The sequence below is a fragment of the Chryseobacterium sp. UF-290 genome (genome assembly GCF_058245615.1).
Genome location: NZ_JBSICB010000024.1, coordinates 1 through 16,508, shown reverse-complemented (window position 1 = coordinate 16,508; position 16,508 = coordinate 1). Strand labels below are relative to the sequence as shown.

Sequence of the window (16,508 nt, the reverse complement as noted above, 5' to 3'; positions counted from 1 at the left end):
TATACTCATCATCTCTTAATTCCTTAATTCCTTAATCTCTTAATTTTTTAATTTTTTAGTCATTTCATCTTTCAATTTTTTAATCTTCCACCCCAACCATCCACATAGGTTAATTAATGTTAAGGCCCTTATTTCTTCAAGAATATATTGTTAAATTTGAGGTATGGAAAATTTTGGAAAAGATTTATTAAGGAAAGTAAAAAGCGTAGAGCTTCCCGGCGAACACGCCCATGGAATATTTTCTCCTCCCTACCGTCCTGTTTTTACTTATGATGAAGTGTTGGCAAAAAATCCCAAATTTGCCGCTGTCAACATAGTTTTGTACCTGAAAGACAACGAGTGGTATTTTCCATTGATCCAGAGAACCATTAATGAGCATGACAGGCATAGCGGGCAAATCTCACTGCCCGGCGGAAAACGTGAGGAAATGGATAGGGATTTTGCAGAAACGGCTGTTCGTGAGACTTCTGAAGAAATCGGTATAGATAAGCATTATGTACGGATCATCAGGGAAATGTCGCCTATATATATTCCGCCAAGCAATTTTTATGTATATCCCTATATTTCATATACTAAGAAAAATCCGGCTTTCGTTCTTCAGCAGAGTGAAGCGGTGGAAACCATTGAGTTTCCCATCACATCCTTTTTGAATTTGTCTGATACTCCTGAGATCATGGCTCTTCCCAGTGCAGGAGGCCAGGAAGTTCCTGTAATCAATTTCAACGGATACATTATCTGGGGGGCAACAGCAATGATATTAAGTGAATTCAGCCAGTTGCTGAAAAAAATGTAACTTTGCACAACCGTGTTTAATTGAGAAATGGCGAAGAAAAATATTTTCACCGATGCATTCGGAACACCTTATTTTTTAAAAAGGTTGGTTATTTTTATTTTAGGAATTGTATCCTACAGAAGATTTAATGGCTTTAACAAACTGAAAATCACCGGCACAGAACACCTTGTGGATCTTCCGGATTCCAATGTGTTGTTTGTATCCAATCATCAGACCTATTTTGCAGATGTTGCAGCCATGTATCATGCTTTCTGTGCCGTAAATAATGGATATTTAAATACCATCAAAAATCCGATCTATCTGCTGAATCCCAAGATCGATTTTTATTATGTAGCAGCCGAAGAAACCATGAATAAAGGAATTCTTCCTAAAATTTTCAAAATTGCAGGCGCTGTAACAGTAAAGAGAACCTGGAGAGCAGAAGGTAAAAGCGTAAACAGGATGGTGGATATGAGCGAGGTGGACAATATCATGAAAGCATTGGACAATGGCTGGGTGGCTACGTTCCCACAAGGTACTACATCAGCTTTTGCACAGGGACGAAGAGGAACTGCCAAATTGGTAAAAAATCAGCGCCCTATTGTCATTCCTATCAAAATAAACGGATTCAGAAGAGCGTTTGATAAAAAAGGACTTCGGGTAAAGGTTACCGGTGTAAAACCTACCATGGAGTTTAAAGCCCCTCTGGATATCGATTACGATAATGAAAAAGCACCGGAAATTTTACTGAAGATCATGACTGCCATTGAGCAGACTGAAGCCTTCAACCTATTACACAGTTATGATGAAGAACTTAAAGCTAAAAAATTAGAACAAAAGGACTCAAATAATTAAGTAAATTAGAAAATTATGAACAGAATACTTGGAATCTTATTCATAATCACAGTATTAGTTTCATGCAACAGCCAAAAAGTATATTCGGATTTTGATATCAGCTATTCGAAAAGCGGAGGCTATGCTCCAGTATATGAAAACCTTCTTATAAAAGGGAATAATGCGCATTATTCTTTTGAAGGTCAGGGAAAAAAGTACAAACAGAATTTTAAAATTTCCGATGAAGATTTAAAGAAGCTGGATCAGGTTCTTTCTCAGAATAACTTCAGAAAGATACAGGAAGACCATAAAAAACTTTACGACAACATTTCAACTTCCATCAACATCAAGAAAGGACCTAATGAAGGCAGTAAGTCGGATGCCAGTATGATTATTCCGAATTATCAGCCCCATTGGAACAACATTCTTGGAGCTTTCCAGCAGATCATTAATACTAATGTTAAAAAACAGTAAATACAATTGAAAACCCACTTCATTGCCATTGGCGGAAGCGCCATGCATAATCTTGCCATCGCATTAAAAGATAAAGGATATCAGGTAACAGGTTCAGATGATGCCATTTTTGAGCCTTCAAAATCGAGACTGGAGAAAAAAGGAATATTGCCTCAGGAAATGGGCTGGTTCCCGGAAAAAATCACTCCGGACATTGACGCGGTCATCCTTGGTATGCATGCTCATCAGGACAATCCTGAACTCGCAAGAGCAAAAGAGTTGGGTCTGAAGATATATTCATATCCGGAATTCCTGTACGAGCAGTCTAAGAATAAGACCAGAGTAGTGATTGCAGGATCACATGGTAAAACGACCATCACGTCAATGATTCTTCACGTTTTGAATTTTCATCAGAAGGATGTGGATTTTATGGTAGGCGCACAGCTTGAAGGTTTCGACTGCATGGTAAAACTGACTCAGGATAATGATTTTATGGTGTTGGAAGGCGATGAATACCTTTCTTCCCCTATTGACCTGCGTTCCAAATTTTTATTATACCAGCCGAATATTGCCTTAATGAGCGGCATTGCCTGGGACCATATCAATGTTTTTAAAACATTTGACGACTATATCGATCAGTTCAGAAAGTTTGTGGCAAGCATTACAGCAGGAGGTGTTCTGGTTTATAATGAAGAAGATCCTGAAGTAGTAAAAGTAGTGGAAAATGCTGAAAATTATTTTAGAAAGATTCCTTATAAAACGCCCGAATATGAGATCAACAACGGAAAAGTGTATTTAAAAACGGAAATGGGCGATGTTCCGCTTTCTATTTTTGGGGCTCACAACCTGTTGAATCTGGAAGGAGCAAGACATATCTGCCAACAGCTGGGGATTATGGATGAAAGTTTCTACGAAGCGATCATGAGCTTCAAAGGAGCCTCCAAACGTCTTGAAAAAGTAGAGAGGGAAGACAAAGGAACTCTCTATAAAGATTTTGCCCATGCGCCAAGTAAGGTAAAAGCAGCTGTGAAAGCATTTAAAGAACAGTTCAGGAATGAGAAAAAACACGGATTCCTGGAACTCCATACCTATTCAAGCTTAAACCCTGCCTTTTTAGAGCAGTATGACCATGCTATGGACGGTTTGGATGAAGCTGTGGTTTTCTATTCGGAAGATGCTTTGAAGATCAAAAGAATGGAACCTATCTCTCCCGAATTGATCAAAGAAAAGTTCAAAAATGAAAATCTGAAAGTATTTACGAATGCCGAAGATCTTCATACCTACTGGGGAACGTTGGATAAAGCACAGGGAGTCTATTTAATGATGAGTTCCGGAAATTTTGGTGGTTTGGATCTTACAAAGTAACTTAATCAGACAAAAAAACTCGTATTAGATTCTACAATACAGCAAAAGCTCCTTTCGGTTGAAAGGAGCTTTTTTATTAGTTTAAATCACTTGAATATTTCTAAAACGTTCAGTCTCCTGAATTAAATTTCTCAAAATATCCGTTGTAGAAAGCTCACTATACTGATGAATTGACTGTCCTACCCAAATCCCTACAAAATCAGGATTTTCCAAAGCCTTTGCCGCTGCACGTAATGCATTGGTCAATTTGTTCTGATAAGGATAAGGTAAAATATAGTCTGAATTTTCGATCGTTTCAATATATTTATTTCTGATTCCTCTGGCATAGCGTCCTGAAAAACTTTTTGTCAGAATAATCTCTTCTTCTCTCACTTTTTTAAGCCGGTCCTTTTCAAATGGCTTCAAGGCACTCTCTTCAGATGCCAGTAACAGGCTTCCCGTCTGAAAACCTTGTGCCCCCAGATCTTTTGCTGCATATATCGTTTTTGCATTGTAAATTCCTCCGGCATAGATCAACGGAACTTTCACATGGTCATGTACCTGTGACAGCAAAGACAGACCTCCGATCTGCAGAACATGATCCGCGTTGAACGCGCCCCGATGCCCTCCGGCCTCTATTCCCTGTACACAAATCATATCCACCCCTGATCTTTCCAGGATCAAAGCTTCCTCTACCGAAGTACAGGTTCCGATAAGGATCGTATCATTTTCTTTTAGCTTCTGAATGCTTTGGTCATCCAGACTCCCGAATATAAAGCTTACAATTTTACAGTTTTCTTCAATAATGGGATCTATCAGCTCATGATAACTTTTCACTCTAATAGCATCAAGCTCAGGAAGAGAAACCTCAATATTATTTTCTTTTGCCAGCTGCTCTATAAACTGCTTGGTTCCAGTAAACCTCTCCCGTAAAGCATCTGTTATTTCAGGAATACGGTGTGCAAAGATGTTCACCGCAAAAGGCTGATCCGTCAGTTTCCGGGTTTCCCTGATAAGCTCTACAGACTGTTCCGCTGCAAGGTCTGCCAATGCCAGAGATCCCAGGCAATCTGCCTTAGCAGCTGCTGCAACCATCTGTGGGGTACTCATTCCAAACATCGGTGCCTGGATGATAGGATATTGTATTCCTAATTTCTTACTGATTGTATCCGGCCAAAACATAAGAATTATTTTAATAAAAATGTACAAAAAAACCTGTAATGATCATAATACTTTGGATGTAGCAAAGACATCCCCGAACTTGACTCCAAAATGCATTATAATACCATCATTTCCTTTGAAAAATTTTTCAACCTTATCGATTTCTTTTTCATTTTTGAACAATGATAATGTTTCAATACATTCTGTTGCGGTCATAATTTTCTTTAATTTAAAATCCCACGGATCACACAGATTACACAGTTTTTTAATCTGTGAAATTTGTGGAATCTGTGGGAATTCCTGATGTATAAGTCTGTTAATTAAATATCCGCTACAGAATTTAACATTTTCTGTTCCCATTCCGGATCTTTCGGATCAAAGAATAATCTTTTTCCTGTATCTAAAGAACGGACAACATTCATTTCATCTTCTGTCAGTTCAAAGTCAAATACATTAAAGTTTTCTTCAATTCTTGATGGGGTTACAGATTTAGGAATGACAACAAATCCTTCCTGCAGATGCCATCTTAGGATCACCTGTGCAACAGTTTTACCATACTTCTCTGCAATCGCTTTCAATTCCGTATTGCCTAATAGGTTGGCATTACCGTTCCCCAATGGGCTCCAGGGTTGAGTTATAATAGTATTTTCCCTGTCATAAACCTGTAATTCCTTTTGCTGAAACACAGGATGCAGCTCGATCTGGTTGATTACCGGCAAAACGGTTGAATTAGCTTTTAATTCTTCCAGCTTCTCAACGGTAAAATTACAAACGCCTATTGCTTTGATCTTTCCTTCCTGATACAATTCTTCCAGTGCCTTCCAGGTTCCTAAGAAATCTCCATAAGGCCAGTGAATAAGATACATGTCAAGATAATCCATCTGTAATCTGTCTAACGTCCTCTGAAAAGCGCTCTTCGCTTTTTCATACCCATGATCCTGAACCCATACTTTTGAAGTGATAAACAATTCATCTCTGTTTACACCACTGTTTTTCACAGCTGTGCCTACTGCCGTTTCATTCTGATAGATAGCAGCAGTATCGATCATTCTGTATCCGGTCTGAATAGCTTTGATCACTGCGTTTTCACATTCTTTCAGATCTTCCATCTGCCATACTCCAAATCCTAAAGCCGGAATATCCACTCCGTTATTTAAGGTGACCACAGGCTGCCCTGTATAGGTTTTCTTTTGCATAATCTTTTGATTTTTGATTTTACTATAAAGTGATTAAACAAATTTGCGATAAAAAATCGGGATTCCGGCTTACCAATTTTACTGTTTTTGGGAAAAATTTTAATGGTAGGCTGTAAAGTGCAAAGACACAAAGGCTTTATTGGTTTTATGTTGTAAGGCGAAAAGATTTTATTTTCGATGAATTGGATGCAGTATATTTGTTAAATATTATTTTATCTCCCGCAGATTACGCAGATTTTTCATAAGCATCTGCGTAATCTGTGAAATCTGCGGGAGAATTCAATCTAATAACGGGCTGTCCTTGCTGAAAATCTTTGATTTTCTTGTGCCTTAAAAGCATGATGCTACTAATTCTCTTTGCGCCTTTGCGTTTTCCAACCAACCATGAAAAAAGGAAATAAAAAACCACTCCGTTTTTTGCTTTGTAAAAATATATCCTTCCAAAAGAAGGGAATAAAAATTCCCTGAAATACTTTCCCTTCTAGCTTCTAGCATCTGGCTTCTAACTTCTAATTTCCCTATTTTTGTATAAATTTCAAATCATGTCACAACAAATCAGGCTTGCCAGTGCCGGAGATTATCCGAGAATTATGGAAATATGGGAATCAGCGGTGAAAGCCACCCATGATTTTCTTGCTGAAGAAGATTTCAATTATTTCAAAGAAATTATTCCAAGAGACTTCCTTCCGAATCTGGAGGTTTATTTAATCACAGATGATCATGAAGCTCAGGGTTTTGCTTCCGTAGCCGAGGGTAATCTGGAAATGCTTTTCATTCATAATGACAACCGCGGAAAAGGCTATGGTAAAAAGCTGTATGAATTTATGAAAGAGAAAACAGGTCTTACCAAAGTAGATGTTAATGAACAAAACCCGCAGGCAATAGGTTTTTATGAAAAAATGGGGTTCCGGCAGACCGGAAAATCTGAAAAAGACGGTTCAGGAAAAGATTATCCAATTATTCATATGAGTTTATAGATGGAGAATTTCACTTTCACACCAATAGATCCGGGGTCAGAGATCCCATATAAACTGCTTCTGCTGGCGGATGAAACAACTGAAGCTATTGATCAGTACATCTTCAACTCTGATATTTATCTCTTATATGACGGAACTGAAAATATTGCGGTCATGGCATTGTACAGGAACAGTGATACCGAACTGGAGATCAAAAATATTGCAGTTATTGAAAGCTACAGGAGTAAAGGGATCGGAAGTATTCTGATCAGTAAAGCCAAAGAAATTGCCAGGGAAAACCATTATAAAACCCTGTCCGTCGGAACTTCTGATACGGGATTCCAACAGATCAGGTTTTATGAGAAAAACGGATTCATGAAAACAGGAATCCGTAAAGATTTTTTTATAGAAAACTACCCATCTCCTATTTATGAAAATGGGCTGCAGATGCGGGATATGGTTCTACTTACCCATCATCTTACGGAATAATCCTTTAATATGTTCTATTTCGGTTTGATAGCTGGTCTTTTTCCGGCATCCGAAATAGAGCGTATTTTCCAGCTTTTTCTTTCCTTCCCAGATCAGCTTTACCGCTCCGTTTTCGATTTCATTTTTGCATAAAAAGTCCGGGACAACAGCCAGTCCGGTTCCACCTTTCAGACAACGGATAATTGAGTTGAGATTGGGAACGATATAGTTCGGGCGAAAATCCGGTTTATGTCCAAAACTTAAAGTCCAGAACTGGAAAAGGTGTTCCATATCCCCTGTAGTTCCGTACCATTTTTCATTTTTCAGCCATTCTTCAATCTTTTCGGCATCCTTTGTCTTTAAGACTTTGTTGAAAGCAGCGGCATCAATATCTTTTCCACCTACAAGAACAATCTGTTCCGAAGAAAATGCTTCGTGTTCTATATTGGGCGAAGACCCTTTTTTCGGAGTAATGATAAGATCCAGAATTCCTTTATCCAGCTGGTCCAGCATTTCAGGATATTGGCCAAAACTGATGATAAGATTGAAAGGTAATGTAGAAACATATTGTTCCAATGTAGTCTGAAAAGTTTCAAAACACATTCCAACACTGATCGTAGGGGTATGTTTTTCCGTGGATTTCTGGAAATTTTTCTCCGCGTCCTCAAGCTTCGTGAGAGGTTCGGCAACTGCATTAAACAACACTTTCCCCCGCTCCGTCGGAATCATTTTTCTGCCGGTTCTGTCGAACAGTTTGTATCCGACGTATGCCTCCAGAGAACTCAGGTGCAGGCTCACCCCGGGCTGCGAAATGAATAAGGCATCTGCTGCCCCTGTCAGTGTTCCGGTTTTATATATGGCTTTAAAAGTACGATACCATTCTAAATTGACCATAATAAGTTATTAATATTATAATACAAAATTACAAAATAATTATAATATTAATACATCTTCGTTTTTCAGAAATGAAGCATAATAGTCCGGGATTCCGCTTTTCTGTATCTGATGAATGGTTTCTTCGACCGGATAATTCAATTGCACAATTTCCGGGGTGATCTTTTCTTCATCTAAAGTCAAGATTAAGTAAGAAGCGAGCCTGTTATCTTCTTTAGAACGTCCTACGGAACCGCAATTGACAGCCCATTTATTATTTCCAAATTCTTTTTTAAAAGATAAATGAGTATGTCCCATCACAACAATATCAGATTGAGAGGCATCCAGCATTTCAGTAAAGACCTGATCACGTTCAGATTCATAAAGATAAGTATCATTACTGGACAGACTCGAATGAACAAGCTGAATATTCCAGTGGTTATGTCCTATTTTATAGCTTAATTTTAAATGAAAAGGAAGCTCTGAGAGAAATTTTTTATGCTCTTCTGTAATATGTTTTTTGGAATGATCAATAGCAACCAACCTGGCCCTGGTTTCTTCTTCAGAATGTTTACTCAAAGGGAATACAGGCAAATCAAAAGCGATCCTTTCGTCATGATTCCCCATCAGACAAGGAATATTCAGATTCCTGATCTTTTGAATCACTTCATTTCCCCAGGGAGCGAAATCCACAAGATCTCCCAGACAGAACTTCTGGCAAATTCCCCTTCGTTCAATATCATTCAACACCACTTCCAATGCAGGAAGATTCCCGTGCACATCACTGAAAACCGCTATTTGTATCATTATCCTTCAATTTGCTCAACAAATTTACACGACATAAAGGAGTTTCAGCTCAGGAATCATATGACATTTGACCAGGAGAAGAAGGTACCAAGAGTGAAGAACCAAGACAAGAGACATGGAGATATGAGATAAGAAATAAGAATCGCATGACTAGCAACCAGCAACTTTAAACCTTAAATATTCTATAATTTTTATAATACTTCTCTATAATTTATATTATTTTTATTATACAAATATCCCTCCTAACTTTGCAGAGTAAAATTTAAACAATCATAAAAAATGAAAAAAGTACTTATCATCAACGGTGGACAAAACTTTGGACATTCCGGAGGAAAATATAATCAGACTATTGCAGAAAATACATTGGAAGTTCTAAAAGGATTTGGAAATATAGAAGTAAAAATCACTAATGTAAGTGAAAGCTACGACAAGCATGAAGAGGTAGAAAAGTTTGTCTGGGCTGACTACATTATTTATCATACGCCGATCTGGTGGTTCCAGCTTCCGAACGGTCTGAAAAAGTATATCGACGAAGTTTTCACAGCGGGTCATGCCAGAGGAATTTATATGAGTGACGGAAGAAATGCTGCCAATCCTGAGATCAACTACGGTACAGGAGGTATGCTCGGCGGAAGAAAATATATGCTGACTACAAGCTGGAATGCCCCCGCAACAGCTTTTACCCTTCCTGGAGAGTTCTTCAGTGAAAGAAGCGTAGATGATGGGCCGTTGTTTGGGTTCCATAGAATGAATGCTTTTGTTTCTTTAGAAAAAATGGAAAGCTTCCACTTTCATGATGTGGAGAAAAATGCTAATGTAGAGCGTGATATGAAGCTTTACAGAGAACATGTGAAAAACGTATTTGAAAAAGAATTAAAACTGCAGCTGGTCTAATGAAAAAAATACTCATCACAGGTGTTACAGGATATATAGGAGGAAGTATTGCAAAGAAACTTCTTGATAAAAACTATGAGGTTACAGGACTTGTACGCAACGAATCTCATATACAGGAACTGGAAGCATTGGGAATCCGGCCAATTATCGGAGATATCTATGACGAAGATTTTATACAATCAGCGGTTACCAATGCTGATGCTGTTATTCACAATGCTGATTCTGCTGATGATGCGTATTCAGCTGATAACTTTATCAAAGCATTGGAAGGGAGTCATAAAACCTTTATATTTACTTCAGGTTCAGCTATTTTTGGTGGAAAAGAGAATGGTAAAAAAAGTGACTTTATCTTTAAAGAAGATTTCCCTTTGCATCCAAGGCTGGAAATGGCATCACGAGTACTTATCAACAATCATGTTCTTCAATCTGCTCAAAAAGGTATAAAAAGTATTGTTATTGTACCTACAATGGTTTACGGAGAAGGTCTTGGAATAAAAAAAAGCAGCATCCAGATCCCTGCCCTCATTGATTTTTCTAAAGAAAAAGGACATGGTATTTACTTTGGAGAAGGGGAAAATATCTGGTCCAACCTACACATTGAAGATTTGGCAGACCTGTATGTGCTTGCGCTGGAAAAAGCAAAAGGAGGCTCTATTTATTATGCAGAAAACGGTTCATCATCTATAAAAAACATTGCAGAAAACATCAGTAAAAAATACAACCTGGAACCGGCAAAATCCTTAAGCATACAAGATGCTGTTAATAAATTTGGTCCTGCAGGGGGATATTTCGGTTTTGCGTCTAATAGTTTATGCAGTGCCGATAAAGCCAGAACTGAACTGGAATGGAAGCCAATATATTCATCAATTGAAAATTTTATTTAATAATGAAAATTCACCTTACAGCAATTATCAAAGCCAAAGAAGAACATCAGGCAGAAGTATTGGAAGTTCTTCAGAATATGGTAAAAGAAACAAGAAAAGAAGAAGCGTGCGAACTGTACAGTCTTCACCAGGGAATCGAAGACAAAAATCAATTCGTCTTCTATGAAATATGGAAAAATGAAGAAGGACTGGCACAGCATAATGAGCAACCTTACATCAAGGCTTTCGGAGCTTTGGCAGATGAGAAATTACAGGAAAAACCACAGATATATCTAACCCATATCATTTAAATATGAAAAAATTAGCGTTTTTAATGCTGGCCGTCTTTACGGTTGGATTCATTCAGGCACAAACCCAAAAATCAAAAAATATGAAAAAGAAAATTTTATTTGTAGTCACCAGCCACGATAAAAAAGGAAGTACCGGTGAAGATACAGGATATTATCTGGGAGAGGTCTCTCACCCATGGGAAGTTCTTCACAAAGCAGGATATGAAATCGATTTTGTAAGCCCGAAAGGAGGAACTCCTCCAGTAGACGGATTTGATCTGAAAGATCCTGTCAACAAAGAATTCTGGGAAAACAAAGAATATAAAAATAAAATTGATCATTCTTTAACACCTTCCCAGGTAAATCCTAAAGATTATTCAGCGATCTTTTATGCAGGCGGCCACGGAGCGATGTGGGATCTTGCAGATAATACTGAACTGGCAGGTATCGCTTCAAAGATCTATGAGAATGACGGTATTGTAGCAGGGGTATGTCATGGTCCGGCAGGTCTGGTCAACATCAGGCTCAGCAACGGGAAATACCTGGTAGACGGTAAAAAGGTCAACGCTTTTACCAATGAAGAAGAAGCTGAAGTAAAATTAACAGACGTTGTTCCTTTTCTATTAGAAGACAAGTTAAAAGAAAGAGGCGCACAATTCGAAAAATCAGGACTTTGGCAAAATCATGTAGTAACGGATCAGAGAGTCATTACCGGACAGAATCCACAGTCCGCAAAAAGTGTTGGAGAAGCGATCTTAAAGGAATTAAATAAATAACAGATCATCTTAAATTAAATGATAAAAAGGGTAAAAGTTATTAAAAACCTCAGGTTTACATGATTTGTACTTTTGTAGTTTATTTTTTAAAGACAAGAAAATAGAAAATACGGATATGGAAGTATCAGCCATCAACCAATATATGCTGACAAAAAGGAATTTACAATCCGGAACTGATAGATAGCCGCCAGTATATGGAAATTTCTATTTGTACCGGGGCAACCTTTATATGTAGGATCAACCCAGGTGAATGTAAATCCTGTTGCTATTTATTAAATGATCTATTTCCGGGAAATAAGAAAATCTCATAACATACTGTGTCAAGTGAGACAAGGTAATTCAGATAAAAAAATAAGATTAACCGTTAGAATTTATTGTTAGAATTAATATCAATCAGAATTATTCCTTCTCATTGTTTTTACAAAAAAAGAGCTTTTCAGTTTTTGAAAAGCTCTTTCTATAAAATCAGCCTTATCTCAGCCTCCAGCTCCTTTATTTCACTATCTTTCAATTGGGAGATGCGTACTTACCGCTATTCTGTTCCATCCGTTAATGGTTACAATAGCCATAATGATCTGTGCGATCTGATGATCATCAAAAAGAGCTTTGGCCTTTTGATAGGTGTCTTCAGTTAAGCCTTCATGACTGATCAGAGTAATTTCCTCCGTCATAGCCAAAAGTACCTGCTCTTCTTCTGTGAAAAAATCTTTTGCCTCTCTCCATCCTTCTAAAATAAAAATCCTCTGAGGAGTTTCTCCATATTTCAGGGCATCTTTAGTGTGCATGTCGAGGCAGAAAGCACATTTATTGATCTGAGAGGCCCTGATCTTGATCAGTTCTTTCTGAATCTGATTTAAAGAAATGTTCTGAAGGTATCCTTCCAATCCCAGCATCGCTTTGTATGCTGCTGAATCTACTGTTGCAATATTTAATCTTGCGCTCATTATTATATTATTTTTGGTTTAATTGATCAATACTAAAAGGATATTGCTGCTGTACAGCCAATAAAAGAGCTGCTGCACTTCCTACCCATACGGAATAGGTCAGGGGAGCTTTAGGACCTAATGCAATGGTCATTGACACTGCAAAAATCAATAAAAGGACAGCACTTCCGTAGGAGGCAATTTTAGTTTTAAATCCCACGATCAGCATCAATGGAAAAAGTATTTCTAAAAAGGTTGCCGCATAGGCTGAAAAAGTACTCAACGCTTCCGGAAGAAAAAAGGTCAGTTTTCTCGTATATTCTTCAAAACTGGCCATGTTCCCCCATGATGAATTTTCTTTACTCCACCATCCGAACCGGTCTGCCACCGCAGAAAGCATCGTCACAGCGAGTGCCAGCCTTAAAAATAACTGTGGAAATTGGTTTTGGGTATCTGTCATTGCATTGGCTTTTAATAATATGACAAATCTCCGGTTATTAATCCGTAAAAACCTTAAACTGGTTTAAGATCGTAACTTCGCCCTGATTTCACTCAGATATTCCGGGGTCAAATTAAGAAAAGAAGCGATAAGATATTGCGGTATACGTTGAATAAACCAGGGATACAGAGTACTGAAATGCATATAAAGTTCCTCTCTGGACATTTCATACAGATAACGGATCCTTCGTTCTGCAGCAGCATAAGCCCTTTGGTAGATCATCCGGAAATAACGTTCCATCACAGGATGTTTTTTTAATAGCAATTCCTGATTTTCAAGATCGATCACAAGAACAGAAGAATGTTCCACAGCCTGAATAGAGAAATTGGACTGTATCTGTCTTTCATAAGCAAAAGTATCTGTAATCCACCAATTCTCTATGGCAAATTCCGTGGTTTGCTCTACCCCTTTTTCATTGATAAAAAACTTTCTGAGACAGCCCTTATTTACAAAATACATATGTCTGCAAATTTCTCCGGCAAGCATCAGATTCTGCTTTTTCTTTACATCCAGTACCCGAAAAAAAGAAAGAATGGAAGTATATTCCTCGTCAGTGACAGTAATGAATTTATTTAAATGTTCTTTGAAAGGATCCATCTTGAGAATTGATTACCCAAACTTAACTTTATTTTTTTAGTTTTACAATGACAAAATAGTAAATCATGGAAATTATTGCCAAAATTCTGATCGCAGTGGTTGCACTGGAACATATTTATATTCTCTGGATGGAAATGTTTGCCTGGGAGACAAAAGGAAAAGAAGTTTTCAAAGCCGCTCTGCCTGCAGAAATGTTTAAACCGACAAAAGGACTTGCTGCCAATCAGGGCCTTTATAATGGTTTCCTTGCTGCCGGCCTGATATGGTCTTTTTTGATTAAAGATTCTCAATGGCAGGATAATGTCGCCTTGTTCTTTTTAGGATGTGTTACTGTAGCAGGGATTTATGGAGCAGTATCAGCTACTAAGAGAATATTTTTTGTTCAGGCACTGCCGGCAATATTGGCGATCATTGCTGTTTTATTGAAATAGGTTGTTGAAAAACACAAAGGTGCAAGATTATCTCCCGCAGATCTCACAGATTTCACAGATGCTGATGAAGAATCTGCGGAATCTGTGAGATCTGCGGGAAAATTTATCTTATTATTATATTGCCACGAATGCACGAACTTTTACTTTATTCGTGAATTCGTAGCGAAATAAATATATGAAGTTTGCTTGAAATTTTTTGATTTCCCTGCGTCTTAAAGACAATATATTGTTCATCAATAAAAGATCTTACAGATTTATCAAATAATTCAGATTCCCTTTACAATCTATAGAACTTATACCTAATCTCTTAATTCCTTAATTCTCTAATCTTTTAATCAAAAAAACATTACCCCATCGACTCCTTAATCTTCTCCCTATGCAACAATCCCCAGTTCACCAATGTTTCCGTTACCGGAAATACGGATTTTCCATATTCGGTTACGGCATAGGTTACCGTAATGGGCTTTGTATCCTGAATGGTTCTTGTGATCAGGAGATTTGTCTCCAGCTCTTTCAGCTCTTTACTGAGCATTTTAGCAGAAATTCCATCAATTCCACGTTCCAGCTTTTTAAAATGGATCTGCTGATCTGTTCTGTTGGTCAGATAACGTAAGATCATCAGCTTCCATTTTCCTCCCAAAACATCCAGGCTGTCACGCATGGCGAATAGTTCCTCCGTGCAGGTCGCCTCTCTTTCTGTACCGTTTTCAATAATTTTTGCCATAATGGTTTCATCAAGGTAACTAGTTACCATTTGTTAACTAGTAGCAAATATAAACTATTCTGTTTTTACATTTGTGTATCAAATTAACAGTATGAAAACAGTCATTTTAAATAAAGATTTTCAGCTTGAAGATGGTACTATAGAAAAGCCACAACCCAAAAGCAATGAAGTTTTAATTCAAATTAAAGCAAGCGGATTCAATCCCATCGATTACCAGATGCTGGAAAATGAGCTGGAAAGAAGGTTGATCAGCTCACCCATATTGGGTCGGGAGCTGTCCGGAATTATTGTAGAAAAAGGAAATGAAGTCACTCAGTTTAGTATTGGAGACGAAGTATTCTGTGGCAGCGGTTCAATGGGAAGCAATGGCACTTATGCAGAATATATTGCTGTTCCGGAAGCGATTGTCTCACTCAAACCGAAGAATCTTTCCTTTGAACAGGCCGCTGCTATTCCATCAGCAGGGCTGACCTCACTTCAGATTTTTAACCGGTTAAAATTACAGCCTGAACAAACAATTCTTGTAACCGGAGCAGCCGGAGGAGTAGGCTCTTTTTTTGTTAAGATCTTATTGGCCCATCATATTCAGCATTTCACAGTAACTGTGGGAAGTGAAGAAAACAGGCAGATGCTGCTCAACCTGGGAGTGAAAGATCATCAGATCGTCAGTTACAGACAGGAAAATCTTGTTGAAAATCTTTTAAAAGCCAACAATCATCAGCCCTTTGATATAGGAGTTGACTTAGTAGGAAATGATATGGCGGAGGTCAGCGCTAAAGTATTAAAGATCAATGGGACTTATGTAGATGTGACGGCATTAGTCACTAAAGAGGCTCATGAGATACTTTTCAATAAAGGGTGCCTTATCATGAACATTTCCAATTATACATACACCATGATCAAAAAATACGACTATTATCAAAACGGCTTAAAGGAAATCAAAAAGCTGATTGAAACCGGAGCCATTACTCCTCCACAGCATAAAATAATAGGCAGCCTTTCTCTGGAAACCGTTCTAAAGGCACATGCTATTTTAAAAAACAACCAGACGCAAGGTCAAAAACTTGTCATGAAACATTAAACAATGAATAAAATACCCAGACGTATCGTAACAGGAGTTAAAAACGGAAAATCCGTTATTATTGAAGATCAGCAGACAGAAAATGTAGTGGAACACTTTCCCGGACTTATTATTTCAGACATTTGGAATACTCAAAAGACGCCGGCAAGCTTAGAATTCGAGGTTAAAATTCCCAATACAGGTTTCCCACAAACACCAAAAAATGGCACCTACTTCCGGTATGTAGTCATTCCGCCTGATAAAGATCTGGGAGTAGAATTTAAAACCGGAGAACCTCATCCCATGATGCATAGGACTCCAACGCTGGATTATATCATTATTCTTTCAGGAGAACTGTATCTCATCATGGAAGAAGGAGAAACTAAGCTCGGCCCCGGGGATATTGTTATTCAGAGAGGAACTAACCATGCCTGGAGCAACCGTTCTGATGAGCCATGTATACAGCTGGCGGTTTTAATAGATGCGGATGTAGAAGATTAAAAAATTGTATTGCCACGAATGCCTTTAGATTTGCAAAAGGATTTAGTATTAAATTAGATAATAATTAAATTCTGAAGAACCAGAGA

Annotated in this window: 22 protein-coding genes; 13 read left to right on the top strand and 9 right to left on the bottom strand. The window is 37.9% G+C overall.

The genetic code is table 11. From position 1 onward, the window contains the following. Nucleotides 1-163: 163 nt before the first annotated feature. The 4 genes from AC4IF5_RS19645 to AC4IF5_RS19630 are packed head-to-tail and all read left to right on the top strand — an operon-like array spanning nucleotide 164 to nucleotide 3,424. Nucleotides 164-793 carry an NUDIX hydrolase gene (locus tag AC4IF5_RS19645; protein WP_490737522.1) on the top strand — a complete coding sequence of 210 codons (630 nt, stop codon included), beginning with the start codon at nucleotides 164-166 and terminating at the stop codon, nucleotides 791-793. A 27-nt stretch (nucleotides 794-820) separates the two neighbouring features. Further along, nucleotides 821-1,627: a lysophospholipid acyltransferase family protein gene (locus AC4IF5_RS19640; protein ID WP_490737520.1), complete on the top strand. Its 807-nt coding sequence runs from the start codon at nucleotides 821-823 to the stop codon at nucleotides 1,625-1,627. Nucleotides 1,628-1,642: 15 nt separating this feature from the next. Continuing rightward, nucleotides 1,643-2,080, top strand: coding sequence for a hypothetical protein (locus tag AC4IF5_RS19635; RefSeq protein ID WP_490737518.1), 438 nt, complete (start codon nucleotides 1,643-1,645; stop codon nucleotides 2,078-2,080). A 6-nt stretch (nucleotides 2,081-2,086) separates the two neighbouring features. Beyond that, the gene (locus AC4IF5_RS19630; RefSeq protein ID WP_490737516.1) at nucleotides 2,087-3,424 is read left to right on the top strand and encodes a UDP-N-acetylmuramate--L-alanine ligase; all 1,338 of its coding nucleotides are present in this window, start codon (nucleotides 2,087-2,089) and stop codon (nucleotides 3,422-3,424) included. A gap of 81 nt (nucleotides 3,425-3,505) precedes the next feature. Here the strand turns inward: AC4IF5_RS19630 and AC4IF5_RS19625 are convergent, their stop codons facing one another. From AC4IF5_RS19625 to AC4IF5_RS19615, 3 genes are all read right to left on the bottom strand, one after another. Then, entirely contained in the window at nucleotides 3,506-4,585 is a 1,080-nt protein-coding gene (locus AC4IF5_RS19625) for an NAD(P)H-dependent flavin oxidoreductase (RefSeq protein WP_490737514.1), read from the bottom strand. Between the two features lie 42 nt (nucleotides 4,586-4,627). Then, nucleotides 4,628-4,780, bottom strand: coding sequence for a hypothetical protein (locus AC4IF5_RS19620; protein ID WP_490737512.1), 153 nt, complete (start codon nucleotides 4,778-4,780; stop codon nucleotides 4,628-4,630). Nucleotides 4,781-4,884: 104 nt separating this feature from the next. Continuing rightward, nucleotides 4,885-5,760 (bottom strand): aldo/keto reductase, encoded by an 876-nt coding sequence (locus AC4IF5_RS19615; RefSeq protein WP_490737510.1) that lies wholly within the window; start codon nucleotides 5,758-5,760, stop codon nucleotides 4,885-4,887. Nucleotides 5,761-6,302: 542 nt separating this feature from the next. On the opposite strand from AC4IF5_RS19615, the gene AC4IF5_RS19610 reads away from it, so the two are divergent. After that, entirely contained in the window at nucleotides 6,303-6,737 is a 435-nt protein-coding gene (locus AC4IF5_RS19610; protein ID WP_490737508.1) for a GNAT family N-acetyltransferase, read from the top strand. After that, nucleotides 6,738-7,205 (top strand): GNAT family N-acetyltransferase, encoded by a 468-nt coding sequence (locus AC4IF5_RS19605; protein ID WP_490737506.1) that lies wholly within the window; start codon nucleotides 6,738-6,740, stop codon nucleotides 7,203-7,205. On the opposite strand, the gene AC4IF5_RS19600 is transcribed toward AC4IF5_RS19605, so the two are convergent. Together AC4IF5_RS19600 and AC4IF5_RS19595 are read right to left on the bottom strand one after the other, a co-directional pair. Beyond that, a complete protein-coding gene (locus AC4IF5_RS19600) occupies nucleotides 7,179-8,078 on the bottom strand; it encodes a LysR family transcriptional regulator (RefSeq protein WP_490737504.1) in 900 nt (299 codons plus the stop codon). The two genes, AC4IF5_RS19605 and AC4IF5_RS19600, sit on opposite strands and share 27 nt — an antisense overlap. 39 nt (nucleotides 8,079-8,117) lie before the next feature. After that, nucleotides 8,118-8,864, bottom strand: a complete 747-nt coding sequence (locus AC4IF5_RS19595) for a metallophosphoesterase family protein (protein ID WP_490737502.1) — start codon at nucleotides 8,862-8,864, stop codon at nucleotides 8,118-8,120. A 279-nt stretch (nucleotides 8,865-9,143) separates the two neighbouring features. Between AC4IF5_RS19595 and AC4IF5_RS19590 the strand changes: the two genes are divergently transcribed. Genes AC4IF5_RS19590 through AC4IF5_RS19575 form a run of 4 tightly spaced genes read left to right on the top strand, consistent with a single transcriptional unit; the run spans nucleotide 9,144 to nucleotide 11,687 of the window. Continuing rightward, complete coding sequence (locus tag AC4IF5_RS19590; protein WP_490737500.1) at nucleotides 9,144-9,758, top strand: NAD(P)H-dependent oxidoreductase; 615 nt, start codon at nucleotides 9,144-9,146, stop codon at nucleotides 9,756-9,758. Beyond that, nucleotides 9,758-10,642, top strand: coding sequence for an NAD-dependent epimerase/dehydratase family protein (locus tag AC4IF5_RS19585; RefSeq protein ID WP_490737498.1), 885 nt, complete (start codon nucleotides 9,758-9,760; stop codon nucleotides 10,640-10,642). The genes AC4IF5_RS19590 and AC4IF5_RS19585 overlap by 1 nt, the downstream gene beginning before the upstream one ends. 2 nt (nucleotides 10,643-10,644) lie before the next feature. Further along, a complete protein-coding gene (locus tag AC4IF5_RS19580) occupies nucleotides 10,645-10,932 on the top strand; it encodes a putative quinol monooxygenase (RefSeq protein ID WP_490737496.1) in 288 nt (95 codons plus the stop codon). 2 nt (nucleotides 10,933-10,934) lie between these two features. Continuing rightward, nucleotides 10,935-11,687 carry a type 1 glutamine amidotransferase domain-containing protein gene (locus AC4IF5_RS19575; protein ID WP_490737494.1) on the top strand — a complete coding sequence of 251 codons (753 nt, stop codon included), beginning with the start codon at nucleotides 10,935-10,937 and terminating at the stop codon, nucleotides 11,685-11,687. Between the two features lie 500 nt (nucleotides 11,688-12,187). Here AC4IF5_RS19575 and AC4IF5_RS19570 read toward each other — a convergent pair whose 3' ends face one another. The 3 genes from AC4IF5_RS19570 to AC4IF5_RS19560 form a co-directional block, all read right to left on the bottom strand. Further along, nucleotides 12,188-12,631, bottom strand: a complete 444-nt coding sequence (locus tag AC4IF5_RS19570; protein WP_490737492.1) for a carboxymuconolactone decarboxylase family protein — start codon at nucleotides 12,629-12,631, stop codon at nucleotides 12,188-12,190. 7 nt (nucleotides 12,632-12,638) lie between these two features. After that, on the bottom strand, nucleotides 12,639-13,070 hold the full coding sequence (locus tag AC4IF5_RS19565; RefSeq protein WP_490737490.1) for a DoxX family membrane protein: 432 nt from the start codon (nucleotides 13,068-13,070) through the stop codon (nucleotides 12,639-12,641). A 63-nt stretch (nucleotides 13,071-13,133) separates the two neighbouring features. Next, nucleotides 13,134-13,706: a Crp/Fnr family transcriptional regulator gene (locus AC4IF5_RS19560; protein ID WP_490737488.1), complete on the bottom strand. Its 573-nt coding sequence runs from the start codon at nucleotides 13,704-13,706 to the stop codon at nucleotides 13,134-13,136. Nucleotides 13,707-13,771: 65 nt separating this feature from the next. Between AC4IF5_RS19560 and AC4IF5_RS19555 the strand changes: the two genes are divergently transcribed. Then, nucleotides 13,772-14,137 carry a DUF1304 domain-containing protein gene (locus AC4IF5_RS19555; protein WP_490737486.1) on the top strand — a complete coding sequence of 122 codons (366 nt, stop codon included), beginning with the start codon at nucleotides 13,772-13,774 and terminating at the stop codon, nucleotides 14,135-14,137. 346 nt (nucleotides 14,138-14,483) lie between these two features. Here the strand turns inward: AC4IF5_RS19555 and AC4IF5_RS19550 are convergent, their stop codons facing one another. Beyond that, the gene (locus AC4IF5_RS19550) at nucleotides 14,484-14,861 is read right to left on the bottom strand and encodes a winged helix-turn-helix transcriptional regulator (RefSeq protein ID WP_490737579.1); all 378 of its coding nucleotides are present in this window, start codon (nucleotides 14,859-14,861) and stop codon (nucleotides 14,484-14,486) included. 91 nt (nucleotides 14,862-14,952) lie between these two features. Between AC4IF5_RS19550 and AC4IF5_RS19545 the strand changes: the two genes are divergently transcribed. Next, on the top strand, nucleotides 14,953-15,942 hold the full coding sequence (locus AC4IF5_RS19545; RefSeq protein WP_490737484.1) for an NADP-dependent oxidoreductase: 990 nt from the start codon (nucleotides 14,953-14,955) through the stop codon (nucleotides 15,940-15,942). 3 nt (nucleotides 15,943-15,945) lie between these two features. Beyond that, nucleotides 15,946-16,422 carry a cupin domain-containing protein gene (locus tag AC4IF5_RS19540; RefSeq protein WP_490737483.1) on the top strand — a complete coding sequence of 159 codons (477 nt, stop codon included), beginning with the start codon at nucleotides 15,946-15,948 and terminating at the stop codon, nucleotides 16,420-16,422. The last annotated feature ends 86 nt before the right edge of the window (nucleotides 16,423-16,508 follow it).

Bases quoted from the DNA above. Each gene is read 5' to 3' on its own strand.
- AC4IF5_RS19550 (WP_490737579.1), bottom strand. From the start codon at position 14,861: ATGGCAAAAATTATTGAAAACGGTACAGAAAGAGAGGCGACCTGCACG.
- AC4IF5_RS19575 (WP_490737494.1), top strand. From the start codon at position 10,935: ATGAAAAAATTAGCGTTTTTAATGCTGGCCGTCTTTACGGTTGGATTC.
- AC4IF5_RS19620 (WP_490737512.1), bottom strand. From the start codon at position 4,780: ATGACCGCAACAGAATGTATTGAAACATTATCATTGTTCAAAAATGAA.
- AC4IF5_RS19610 (WP_490737508.1), top strand. From the start codon at position 6,303: ATGTCACAACAAATCAGGCTTGCCAGTGCCGGAGATTATCCGAGAATT.
- AC4IF5_RS19585 (WP_490737498.1), top strand. From the start codon at position 9,758: ATGAAAAAAATACTCATCACAGGTGTTACAGGATATATAGGAGGAAGT.
- AC4IF5_RS19600 (WP_490737504.1), bottom strand. From the start codon at position 8,078: ATGGTCAATTTAGAATGGTATCGTACTTTTAAAGCCATATATAAAACC.
- AC4IF5_RS19640 (WP_490737520.1), top strand. From the start codon at position 821: ATGGCGAAGAAAAATATTTTCACCGATGCATTCGGAACACCTTATTTT.
- AC4IF5_RS19580 (WP_490737496.1), top strand. From the start codon at position 10,645: ATGAAAATTCACCTTACAGCAATTATCAAAGCCAAAGAAGAACATCAG.
- AC4IF5_RS19645 (WP_490737522.1), top strand. From the start codon at position 164: ATGGAAAATTTTGGAAAAGATTTATTAAGGAAAGTAAAAAGCGTAGAG.
- AC4IF5_RS19590 (WP_490737500.1), top strand. From the start codon at position 9,144: ATGAAAAAAGTACTTATCATCAACGGTGGACAAAACTTTGGACATTCC.
- AC4IF5_RS19615 (WP_490737510.1), bottom strand. From the start codon at position 5,760: ATGCAAAAGAAAACCTATACAGGGCAGCCTGTGGTCACCTTAAATAAC.
- AC4IF5_RS19540 (WP_490737483.1), top strand. From the start codon at position 15,946: ATGAATAAAATACCCAGACGTATCGTAACAGGAGTTAAAAACGGAAAA.
- AC4IF5_RS19545 (WP_490737484.1), top strand. From the start codon at position 14,953: ATGAAAACAGTCATTTTAAATAAAGATTTTCAGCTTGAAGATGGTACT.
- AC4IF5_RS19570 (WP_490737492.1), bottom strand. From the start codon at position 12,631: ATGAGCGCAAGATTAAATATTGCAACAGTAGATTCAGCAGCATACAAA.
- AC4IF5_RS19555 (WP_490737486.1), top strand. From the start codon at position 13,772: ATGGAAATTATTGCCAAAATTCTGATCGCAGTGGTTGCACTGGAACAT.
- AC4IF5_RS19560 (WP_490737488.1), bottom strand. From the start codon at position 13,706: ATGGATCCTTTCAAAGAACATTTAAATAAATTCATTACTGTCACTGAC.
- AC4IF5_RS19625 (WP_490737514.1), bottom strand. From the start codon at position 4,585: ATGTTTTGGCCGGATACAATCAGTAAGAAATTAGGAATACAATATCCT.
- AC4IF5_RS19635 (WP_490737518.1), top strand. From the start codon at position 1,643: ATGAACAGAATACTTGGAATCTTATTCATAATCACAGTATTAGTTTCA.
- AC4IF5_RS19605 (WP_490737506.1), top strand. From the start codon at position 6,738: ATGGAGAATTTCACTTTCACACCAATAGATCCGGGGTCAGAGATCCCA.
- AC4IF5_RS19565 (WP_490737490.1), bottom strand. From the start codon at position 13,070: ATGACAGATACCCAAAACCAATTTCCACAGTTATTTTTAAGGCTGGCA.
- AC4IF5_RS19595 (WP_490737502.1), bottom strand. From the start codon at position 8,864: ATGATACAAATAGCGGTTTTCAGTGATGTGCACGGGAATCTTCCTGCA.